The following is a 9,661-nucleotide window of genomic DNA, read 5'->3' on the forward strand; positions in this document are numbered from 1 at the left end:
AAACCGTTTTATGATTATGTTCGAAGATCGATTAACTGAATACTTGTAACCAAGATCAGTTACACAGAATTATTTACAGGGTCTTCTATGGCGTTAGAAGGCTTAGGTATTGCCTTACTTCCGATTACGCATGCTAGAGAGTATGTGTTAAGTGGTCAATTAATACCGTTGTTCCATAACTTATGGTTCGAAGTAAATCATCTCTATGCTTTCTATAAGCCAAGTCTACATACTCCTAATCGTTTTAAGTTATTTATTAATGAGCTTGAAGAGTTTCGAAAGCAGTGGCAAAACGGACTCAGCTACACTTAAATGATTGGACCAAAAATGGGGAGCGGGAAGTTGCTAGATAGGTAAAACTAAGGCCTCGTGATCACTTGGCCTTAGTTTTTGAGAATCGTTGAGCCTGCATTTCTAAAAACTCGACTATGTAGGTCGGTACTGATAATACCAATCTTTATTATCAGCGCTTGATACCATTTTCTCCTATGTTTGGTACAAGCAATTCTTACATCAAACCGGCAAAATAATGAATTCTTTCACTTTTATGAGAATCGATTATTTCTTGTTTTGAGAGTCTTGAATTTTTTTTGCAATCCACTGATGTAAATGAAGCCCCGTTTGACGCTCTAAGAGTAAATCTATCCCAACTAAAATTAACAGTCCAATTATTGTACCCATAATCATCTCCACACTTGTTATCGTTTGTAATTCAATTAAATCAATACGTGTTAGTATTTTTAATCCATCGATTTCATCATTTCATCTATATCAAATCCACCAAGTTCCTTTAGGTTATTCTTAATCTCCTCATCTATAGATAATTGACGTTCAACTTGTTTTAATTTTTTCTCAAGAAACTTTTCAACTTCTTGGGATACATTGAACATAAGCCCTTGTTCACGCGCTGCTTTTCTCGCTAGTTTAAGGCGAGCATCCAAGTCTGAAGGGATTTTGATGTTCAGTGATACTTTGGATTGTTTTTTTTGCAATGACATGTTTGTTCTCATTTTTAACTTGAGAATACTATAAAGTTTTCTACCTTTTTAGCAAGAAAATTTTAAAGTTTACCTCTGTCTGAAGCAAAACAAACACCACATCAAGGCGAAAATATCTAATATTTATTGAGACTTAGTCCCACCTCAATGTTAGACGATATAGCCCAGCTTAGTGTGATCTACGTTAAATAAGTCGAGTCAGTGCAGTAAATTGACAGCAAAGTGATGTTTACACACTGCCAGCTCCCGCAGTAAGAACCCCTACCAATAGTTGCGACTTCGCCAAGGTTTCTAATTCATGGTCACACATTGATTTAAACGTTTCATGCGCAATTTGGCTATTTTCTGCTTCTATAATGTCACCTATTGGCTCGAACTCTTGCTCAATAAGTTGAGCGTTTTCTCTCGCAAATGAGTCACTATGTACATCTAAATGTGTTGACGTTGTATCTTTCTTATAAAATTGAAATGAAGCCATATTTACGTCCTGTGTGATCATTAAGTATTCGGATTATGGTGGTTAATGACATATTCAACATCAACAAGTTCTGTGAATAAAAGTGTGTCCAGATATTTAGAGCTTTTTATCTATTAGATCAACTATGGCATGAAGAAGTAGAGGCTTGGAGTGCGGAGGTTAGTCGAGGAAGATAAATTCGTAAGCTGACTCGGAATGTTTTTGGTAAGCATCTCTAGATTTAGCACGTTTCTCTTGTCATATAACGCATGCTGCAAACAAGAATCGGTGTATTTTGTGCCTTGTCCGTGATGGCGGTAGTGCCAGGGGAAAGCGCGTTTTCGACGCTAAAGTAAATTGGGTTCTCGGAGTTGATAAATAACTCTGTATGAACCTTTATGAGACGACTGAAGTGTTAAAATATACAGGATTGCATCGTGTAAATCAGGCAAGGCTTGAATAAACAATTGTTCATCTGAATTTCTGACGGTACATTGAAGGTGATGTGCCTTTGTACTTTTTAAAAAGGCGATTAAAGTTAGAGCGATTAGTATAGCCTACTCTTTCTGCAATTAAGCTAATGGGCTGCGACGTTGTTGTGAGCAATTGCGAAGCATGATTCAACCTTAACTTTGTTAAATAGGTGATGTAACTTTCGTTAAAGTGTTGTGTGAACCAACGATGTACAGTGTTTTCACTTACATGTACGTAATTAGCAAGCTTTTTCAAAGTAATATCTGATGAATAGTGCAGATCTATGTACTGGCAAACCTTATCTATTTTGCTGAAATCATTACTAGCCTTTTCTTTTTCTCCTCGCGAATAATAGGGCAGTAGCTCGATAACATGTTGATCAGAGCACAGTTCTCCCAAAACCTGAATGAAGACTGCAAGCTGCGCAATTGGGGATAGTTCACTAAAGTTAATGAGGTGTTGGTAAACCTTCTCTGCTGTTTGTGTTGTAAACCTTATACCTTTGTTGGCATTGCGAATGATAGGAGCCAACTGTCGAAGCTCGGTACTGCTGTACATGAGTTGGCCGATCCACTCCTCTCTGAACCAGATGACATGAGTTTCACACGGATGTTTTTCATCTGAATCTCGTGATTCGAAGCTATGGGCAAGGCCTGGGCCAATTAGTAGTAGTTCGTTGTGTTTTATCTGCCCTTCAAAGGTTTCAATTCTCGATTTACCTTGAAAGTTGCGATGCAAAACCAGTTCAAATTCTTGATGAGCATGCCAGCTTTCCGGTTTGAAGGTTTCTTCAAATTTTTTATAGCGCCAGGACCAGCCATGCCTTTGAGGTACTTTCTGTATTGTTGCTTTCATTCCAAGCCGTTTTAAATTACTGGTTATGTGAACGCATATTGACACGTATTTTTCAATTATCAATAAAAGTATCACTTTTTAGTGGAATAGTATCACTAATGTAAGGTAGGGCTGATATGTTTGAATCATCGTCAAAGAGTACAGGAGAACACAAGCATGTCTGAATACTTGAATCGTTTAATACCAAAGCTTACCTCACTTGTGGAGGTCAACCAAAAGGCGTTATCTCAAGCAACGGAGTTATTTGCTCAAGCTATTGTTAACGACAATATGATACAAGTCCTAGGGACAGGTCACTCGCACATGGTTGGTCTAGAGGGATTTATTCGAGCTGGTGGCCTTGGTAATGTCAATGCTATCTTAGACTCGGTGCTACTAACCAATGATGGTGCACTAAGAGGTTCGGCTATGGAAAAGTTGCCAGGATTAGCCGAAGTTATTTGGAATGAACAGAATATTTCAGCTAATGATGTAGTGATGGTCATTTCTAATTCAGGGCGGAATGCTCTCCCAATAGAGTTCGCACAGATTGCTAAGTCTAAAGGACATCAAGTTATTGCGATAACGTCGATCGAACAGTCGTCGAAATATCCAAGCCGCCATAGCTCTGGTCTAAAGTTGATGGATATTGCTGATATTGTTATTGATAATCAGGTTCCGCCTGGTGATGGCCTATGTAATGTAAACGGAAAAGTGACGGGCGCTTTTTCAAGCATAGCGGGCATGATGATCATGAACATGTTAGTTGTGGAGTCCCAGAAAGCAGCATTAAATCAAGGTTCTACACCGCTAATTTTCTCGAGTCAGAATGTTGATGGTTTCGACAATGACTATGTATATCAGCATTTTGGATCTCGATTAAAATCTATGTAGATAGGCGCTAGACAATTAGCATTGAAGTAACAATGGGTAAGCGATATGTTTCGATTACACCCGATAGGATGTTCCAAGCTAATCATTCGAATGATACACATAAAATAAAGGATTGTTTTTAGATATAAATTGGTAATGGATTTTCCCTAAAATAGAGAACTTAAATTTATTCAAATTAATAAACTTGGGCCCACTTCGTAGTGGGCTTCTTTAAGTCATATACCTTGAAACTTAGGTTGAGATGGACTTTTCTTCCTGCTTGCGTTCCAACTTACTACGTACCAAATCTGATAGTCGCAGATAACGGTCAGCTCCATTCTTTGGTAGTTCACTTGGTCTTTCGAACGATAAAGGTTCTTTTAACTCCTCTGTATCCCAAAACTGATCACCAGTCGAGTCGAATGGAGTGCCGTCTGGTAATTCATTTGAATAATGTACGCCGTCTTGTTCTTCACCCACAAAAACTTTCCATAGCACTAACTTCCCACCAAAGTAGTCATTTATTATGAGTGAGGACATCCCGCACTGCCCACGGCTCGGGTTGGACGGGTTCCAATTTTCTGGCTCATCAGTGCTGTCTATAGACCAACTGTCCTGAAGAGCTTGCAATACTTCGCTGAGACTTGGATTCATATGTATTCCTGCTATGCCTTCGCGACATAAAACCCCAAGCATTATTGAGGAATCAAGTTAACGATAGTGCTAATTAATTGTAATTGAGTGACTTTGACTAACTTGTGACTTCCGGTTTTTGAGCAACGATAGCATTGTAACACTGTGTTGACGGAACCGGATGAGTTAGCCAAGCAATCATAGATAGATAAATTAAGGCTTCAAAGCCTTTGTATTACTATGGAAGTTAGCTATCAGTCTAGCTTAACGAAAGCTTGGGATAATCGCTGGAATGCCTGGTAGAAGGCCAACCAATGCCATCACGCTTGTTAGTACAACAAACATAATGCCCGGTAGTACCCAACGGCTCATCTTACTCAGTTCACCACTACGTTCTTTACAGCCAACTAAGCCTAAGTTGTCTAGCAACATGGTGATAGACCAACCAAATGCTGGGTTTACAAGCGCTGATGAGAACACAACAATCGCTGCTGATTGAGTGGTTTTCCCTTCACGTGTCATCTCCATTCCCGCTTCTAGCAGTGGAACGAATACACCTACAATCAGAGCGACACACAGTACCGGTTGCCAGATAGCTAAATCCATCGGATAGCCCCAAATCGCAGCGATAATACAGAACAGAGCCGTCAGAAGAGCACCCGCAGGGATAGGACGTTTTGCAATCGCCGCAGGTACAATGTAAGTACCCCATGAGGACGTAAAGTTAGTACCACCAAGTAGCGAGCCGAATGTTTGACGAATAGACGCTGTGGTCATGGTGTCGTCAATGTTCATGTGCACTTTTTCAGTACGCTCTGGGTAACTGATCTTTTGGAATACTTGATGCCCCAAGAAATCTGGTGACCACATCGCTACCGCTAGAATCGCGAACGGCAGTACTACCATGAAGTGCTCAATCGTCGGTAGGCCTAGCATCCAACCAGTATCTTCTCCCCACCAATACATAGGGTTCATGTTCGGTAGGCCAGGCTCTGTGTGGAAAGCGAATGGGGCACCCATGGCAAATGCAATCGCACCACCCAGCAAGCAGCTAAGAGGCACAGCTAACCAACGTTTACGAAAGTGCTCCAATAGTGCATACAAGATAATGGTGCAGAAGATCACGACAAAAGCGATGTGGCTCATGCCGATGCCTTCTGCCCAAGCGAACAGCTTTTTCACTTGAGAAGCGGTGCCCACGAAGCCAAGGTAGAGCAGCAATCCGCCACACACACCTTTACTGGTGAGGTTAGCCAACATACTGCCGCCTTTACTGATGGCTAACAGCAAGCCGAATGCGCCAATCAGCAAGCCAAAGGCCATTGGGTGACCGCCAGCGGCAACAACAATAGGGATTAATGGAATAAGTGGGCCGTGTGTACCTGCGAGGTTAGCCGTTGGTAGTAGAAAGCCAGAGAAAAGAATGATGAAGACAGAGGCGATAAGGAGTTCGTATCGAACGTTTTCTAGAATGAAGTCTTCATTTAACCCGAGAGCACCAGCAAAGGTGGCTGCAATCGCGCCCACCATAACCACTTTACCAATGGTCGCGGCCATGGCTGGGATGGTGTCTTCTATCTCAAATCGATAATCTTTAAACGGTAAATTTGGACGCCAGCGCTTAGGCGACATGATTTGTAATTCGTGCTCTAGATACTGTTCTCGGGTTTCAAACTCTGAGCTTGGTTTGTGTTGCTGTTCATAGGAGAGTTCGTCCTCTTGGGTCTGAGGCTCCTCTCTTGGTATATTTACGGACTCTAAAGTACTGCTCATTTTGATTCCTTTCTTTCACACTCTAAGGTGTGTTGTTCCAACAAACGTTATTGACTCATGCAGATGTGTAAACAATACGTCAACTTATAATTAAAAATTCGTTAACATTTAGTTGTTAGTACCTTATACCAAACCCAAAAAAACAAATAGACTCAGGTAGTTAGACATTAGTCGTAGAGTGCCTTGGTTAGCGTGGAAGCCGCAAGATAGTTTGTTTTTTGTAGGAGGTTTAGCTTCAGGGTTAATAAGGTATCGTTCAGTATGAAAGTGCTAGGTTAGAAAGACTCGAGAAAATCGATTGGTTCATGTTTTGTAGCGCACTTGTTGTGATTAGGGAGGGAAGAAACAGAGGCCGTTTAATGGGGGACAAAAATAGCGTCAGAAATCAATTATTGACGCCATGCTCTTTTGTTAGGCTACGATACCTTGATAAGCTTTAGAAGCCATTACAGGAATAAATTCAGTAATTGAATACGTGACAGCTCCACTTTTAATGAATGGATCTGAATTTAATACTTGCTCAAGCTCTCGTTTACTTGCATGTTGCGAAATAAGTATGCCCCCAGTTCTAGGTACTTTCCTCCCACCAAACAATAGATTGTTTGATTTATATTCTCCTTCAAGATAATTCTTATGCTTATCAGTTAGCTCTGGAGTTATTTTTGTCATGTCTGTAAAGGTCATATCTACTAGGTACATATAATTCTCGCTTTTCAAATAAATTGATATAAAATTGCTACTTATTTCGTAGCGAATCATATCGCTACGCTTTTAGAAGCGCAAGATTTATGACAACACCATTACCTAAAAAATTAGTAAGAGGATCTAGCTCGGGTATAGCCATCATGGCTTTATTCGATCTGTTGGGCCGAAAGTGGAATATGAGGATCATGTGGGAGCTGAACTCTGAACCTTTGAGCTTCAGAGGGCTACAACAACGATGCGACAGCATGTCCCCTTCGGTTTTAAATACTAGGATTAAGCAGTTAACTGAAGCTGAGTTAGTTTTTACAACATCGGAAGGCTATAAACTAACAGAGTTAGGAGTGTCTTTAATGCAAACACTCGACCCTTTAAGAGATTGGGCGGCAGAGTGGGAAGATAAAATATCGAAGCAATAATAGCTTAACAGATAGACGTTAAATGGATTGAATTATTATCTGCGATAAAAGAAGCCGTCTGTGATAATCAACCACATTTCAAACCAAATAGACTGCATCCGCATATAGGAGTATGTAGATAGGTGAGAAAGTGGTTGGTTGAAATCCTACGAAAATGAGAATGCAAGGCTATTTTAGTCTGTAGATAAAGTGCTCAAGGTCGTGTGTGTTACCAACGATCCTTAGTCGACAATACTCTTTAGTTAATGTGCTGTCTGTTAGTGCAAAATGGTGAGCGGACTCGACCAATATTCCGCGGTCATCAAACCAGCTAGCTAAGTTTTCACCTCTTTTATAAGCCAAAAAAATCGGCGTCTCGTCATTTGTCGGCAAGACTTCTATTCCGCATTGTTGTAGTTCGTCGATCATCGTCTTTTTGATTTCCCGGCAATCTGTTTTGCACTTCTCAAGAAAGCTGTCGATATTTGGTAACACATCACAAGCGATCTTGATTGACGTCAGTGATGGTGTGAATGGGATAATGATTCTTGACAAATAATCTCGTAAATTAGGAGAGACTACAGCGTAGCCAAGACGACAAGATGCTAAGCCTAACCCCTTAGAAAAACTACGTGTTACCACAACATTATTAAATTCGTTGGCAAACTGAGCCATACTCTCACTCTTTTTTAAATAATCCCCATAAGCCTCATCGATTAAAAGTATTGAGTCAGAATCTTGACAAGCCTCGACTACTGGCTCTAATTCCTCGCGAGAGTATGCTCGACCGGTTGGATTGTTTGGGTTGTCAATATAAACAATTGATGGGGCAGTGGTTCTGATCTCTTCGCAGAAAATAGGAATAATGCCAGGGCTATATTTGAGGGCATTATAAGAGCCTCCGAGCTGTATAAACTCAGATACTGCATCCACGAATTGGGGTCCCAAGCCGAGCATCGTCATATTGTCGCCGAGTAACTTAGAGAAAATCGTCGAAAGCATGGGCATAGAGCCATTAGAGAAAAAAACGCGGTCCGGAGCGGTCCCGATATAGTTAGCCGTCAACACTGATAACTTCGCGATATGGTTAAAAGAGTAATAATCGCTTAGATCATCGAGTAGTGTCTCTTTTATTGCATCAGATAAGGGTGGAGCACCGTTGGGGTTAGTTCCAAGTCGGCAATCAATAGTGTATAAATTGCTAATGTAAGAGGCGTGATCGCCTCTAATTCTTTGATTAATATTCATGTTGTTTACTCAACGCCATCTAACTTTATAGAAGCTTAGTTACCCTAATGCTTCTTGAAACTACCTTTTAAAATTGCTTAGGTTTTACTGGAATTTTGTTTCAAATTCACTGGTTCTAATGCGGTTCTGACTGACCTAGCGATTGCTTTAACAGTAGTGTATGCCACACAAACAAGAGGAAAATTGAAAGCGTTTCTTGATTCCTTCAGTAAGCGTTTTATTGCATATTTTACAGTTGAGTTGAAGGACTCATTCATTAAGTTAGGGCTCTCCTACGCTTTTATTTCCAGTTCACGATAACGTAGTCAAAAAAATTAAACCCTAATTTGTTTCACCTATACCCCTTTAAATCAATGAACACACTGGCTTTTCGAATACTTTTGAGTCGAAAAGTGCCAAGGGTAAATGTGCACTTAATCTGGGGCCCTTGTGGGACAGTTGCTGCCAACGTCGCGGCTGAGAATGAGGTTTGGCTGAAGTCCGGCTCTCTTTTTGATGCTATTGAGCCTATATTTCTCTTCCGACGTTCTTTGCACCTCATGTCATCAATGGCGAAGAACTCATTGACGGCGGAGTGCTCAATCCTGTACCGATTGCATCAACGTTCGGCGATAACACAGATGTGACTGTAGCTGTGAACTTAAGTGGTGACCTGATACGCTTACACAAGAAGGACAACGGATTTCCAGACGACAAAAGAGAGTAATCTGCGCGATAAGGCTACTCATTTTATCGCTAATCTAGGCAATATCGTAAAAAGCAAAATGAGAATTAACTTTGCAGTTTATGACGCTGTCAACCAAGCGTTTGATGCGATGCAGTCTGCCATTGTGATGGTGGCAAAAGATTTCATCGTGCCCACAAGCATAGAAGAGCAGGTTATCTCTTGGTTAACAACTTACTATCAAAAAAACGCTGATATGCAGATTATCGAGAACGCACACCAGCCAGATAATGGAGCGACTTTGACGCAATGCTGAAACGCCCTTCATAAAGGTAAAAGGCCATACTTACCGCCCAATTTCGTAGTCAATTTCCTATTATCAATATTGCGTCACTGTGAATGAATGGCGCAGATTATTGATCAATATTTAGCCTCTCAGTGTTTGTCAGGAAGTTATGAGTTACCTTACTTTCCTTTTCAACCTACCAACCTTTGCCAAGGTAATTAATCGTTTACTACCTTGAGGAATGAGGCAATGTAACAATGCTAAACTGTACAAAACAGCATCAATGGAAGCGTTGAAGTAGGGGAGCTGTAATTATTCGAT

At 40.7% G+C, this 9,661-nt stretch carries 10 protein-coding genes and 2 pseudogenes; 5 read left to right on the forward strand and 7 right to left on the reverse strand.

Going from position 1 to position 9,661, the window contains the following annotated elements:
* Positions 1-87 precede the first annotated feature (87 nt).
* Positions 88-312, forward strand: a complete 225-nt coding sequence (locus JC606_RS22095; protein ID WP_198779457.1) for a hypothetical protein — start codon at positions 88-90, stop codon at positions 310-312.
* A 428-nt stretch (positions 313-740) separates the two neighbouring features.
* Here the strand turns inward: JC606_RS22095 and JC606_RS22100 are convergent, their stop codons facing one another.
* The 3 genes from JC606_RS22100 to JC606_RS22110 form a co-directional block, all read right to left on the reverse strand.
* Positions 741-998, reverse strand: a complete 258-nt coding sequence (locus JC606_RS22100) for a hypothetical protein (protein ID WP_105025161.1) — start codon at positions 996-998, stop codon at positions 741-743.
* Positions 999-1,227: 229 nt separating this feature from the next.
* Positions 1,228-1,476, reverse strand: a complete 249-nt coding sequence (locus JC606_RS22105; RefSeq protein WP_137408884.1) for a hypothetical protein — start codon at positions 1,474-1,476, stop codon at positions 1,228-1,230.
* A 450-nt stretch (positions 1,477-1,926) separates the two neighbouring features.
* Complete coding sequence (locus JC606_RS22110; RefSeq protein ID WP_198779458.1) at positions 1,927-2,784, reverse strand: AraC family transcriptional regulator; 858 nt, start codon at positions 2,782-2,784, stop codon at positions 1,927-1,929.
* 156 nt (positions 2,785-2,940) lie between these two features.
* Here JC606_RS22110 and JC606_RS22115 point away from each other — a divergent pair, with 156 nt between their 5' ends.
* Complete coding sequence (locus JC606_RS22115) at positions 2,941-3,657, forward strand: sugar isomerase domain-containing protein (protein ID WP_198779459.1); 717 nt, start codon at positions 2,941-2,943, stop codon at positions 3,655-3,657.
* A gap of 231 nt (positions 3,658-3,888) precedes the next feature.
* Here the strand turns inward: JC606_RS22115 and JC606_RS22120 are convergent, their stop codons facing one another.
* The 3 genes from JC606_RS22120 to JC606_RS22130 form a co-directional block, all read right to left on the reverse strand.
* Positions 3,889-4,290, reverse strand: a complete 402-nt coding sequence (locus tag JC606_RS22120) for a YunG family protein (protein WP_137408886.1) — start codon at positions 4,288-4,290, stop codon at positions 3,889-3,891.
* Between the two features lie 243 nt (positions 4,291-4,533).
* Entirely contained in the window at positions 4,534-6,042 is a 1,509-nt protein-coding gene (locus tag JC606_RS22125) for a DUF3360 domain-containing protein (RefSeq protein ID WP_198779460.1), read from the reverse strand.
* 411 nt (positions 6,043-6,453) lie between these two features.
* Positions 6,454-6,741: a YciI family protein gene (locus tag JC606_RS22130; protein WP_186170775.1), complete on the reverse strand. Its 288-nt coding sequence runs from the start codon at positions 6,739-6,741 to the stop codon at positions 6,454-6,456.
* A gap of 89 nt (positions 6,742-6,830) precedes the next feature.
* On the opposite strand from JC606_RS22130, the gene JC606_RS22135 reads away from it, so the two are divergent.
* Positions 6,831-7,163, forward strand: coding sequence for a winged helix-turn-helix transcriptional regulator (locus JC606_RS22135; protein WP_004741737.1), 333 nt, complete (start codon positions 6,831-6,833; stop codon positions 7,161-7,163).
* 168 nt (positions 7,164-7,331) lie between these two features.
* Here the strand turns inward: JC606_RS22135 and JC606_RS22140 are convergent, their stop codons facing one another.
* Complete coding sequence (locus JC606_RS22140) at positions 7,332-8,390, reverse strand: aminotransferase class I/II-fold pyridoxal phosphate-dependent enzyme (RefSeq protein ID WP_186170774.1); 1,059 nt, start codon at positions 8,388-8,390, stop codon at positions 7,332-7,334.
* Positions 8,391-8,815: 425 nt separating this feature from the next.
* Between JC606_RS22140 and JC606_RS22145 the strand changes: the two are divergent.
* Positions 8,816-9,220 (forward strand): annotated as a pseudogene (locus JC606_RS22145) (patatin-like phospholipase family protein); the annotation flags it as partial.
* A pseudogene (locus JC606_RS22150) lies at positions 9,206-9,485 on the forward strand (hypothetical protein). The pseudogenes JC606_RS22145 and JC606_RS22150, both read left to right, overlap by 15 nt.
* The last annotated feature ends 176 nt before the right edge of the window (positions 9,486-9,661 follow it).

The sequence above is a fragment of the Vibrio sp. IB15 genome (assembly GCF_016406055.1).
Lineage (GTDB): Bacteria > Pseudomonadota > Gammaproteobacteria > Enterobacterales > Vibrionaceae > Vibrio > Vibrio chagasii.

Bases quoted from the DNA above. Each gene is read 5' to 3' on its own strand.
- JC606_RS22095 (WP_198779457.1), top strand. From the start codon at position 88: ATGGCGTTAGAAGGCTTAGGTATTGCCTTACTTCCGATTACGCATGCT.
- JC606_RS22100 (WP_105025161.1), bottom strand. From the start codon at position 998: ATGTCATTGCAAAAAAAACAATCCAAAGTATCACTGAACATCAAAATC.
- JC606_RS22105 (WP_137408884.1), bottom strand. From the start codon at position 1,476: ATGGCTTCATTTCAATTTTATAAGAAAGATACAACGTCAACACATTTA.
- JC606_RS22110 (WP_198779458.1), bottom strand. From the start codon at position 2,784: ATGAAAGCAACAATACAGAAAGTACCTCAAAGGCATGGCTGGTCCTGG.
- JC606_RS22115 (WP_198779459.1), top strand. From the start codon at position 2,941: ATGTCTGAATACTTGAATCGTTTAATACCAAAGCTTACCTCACTTGTG.
- JC606_RS22120 (WP_137408886.1), bottom strand. From the start codon at position 4,290: ATGAATCCAAGTCTCAGCGAAGTATTGCAAGCTCTTCAGGACAGTTGG.
- JC606_RS22125 (WP_198779460.1), bottom strand. From the start codon at position 6,042: ATGAGCAGTACTTTAGAGTCCGTAAATATACCAAGAGAGGAGCCTCAG.
- JC606_RS22130 (WP_186170775.1), bottom strand. From the start codon at position 6,741: ATGTACCTAGTAGATATGACCTTTACAGACATGACAAAAATAACTCCA.
- JC606_RS22135 (WP_004741737.1), top strand. From the start codon at position 6,831: ATGACAACACCATTACCTAAAAAATTAGTAAGAGGATCTAGCTCGGGT.
- JC606_RS22140 (WP_186170774.1), bottom strand. From the start codon at position 8,390: ATGAATATTAATCAAAGAATTAGAGGCGATCACGCCTCTTACATTAGC.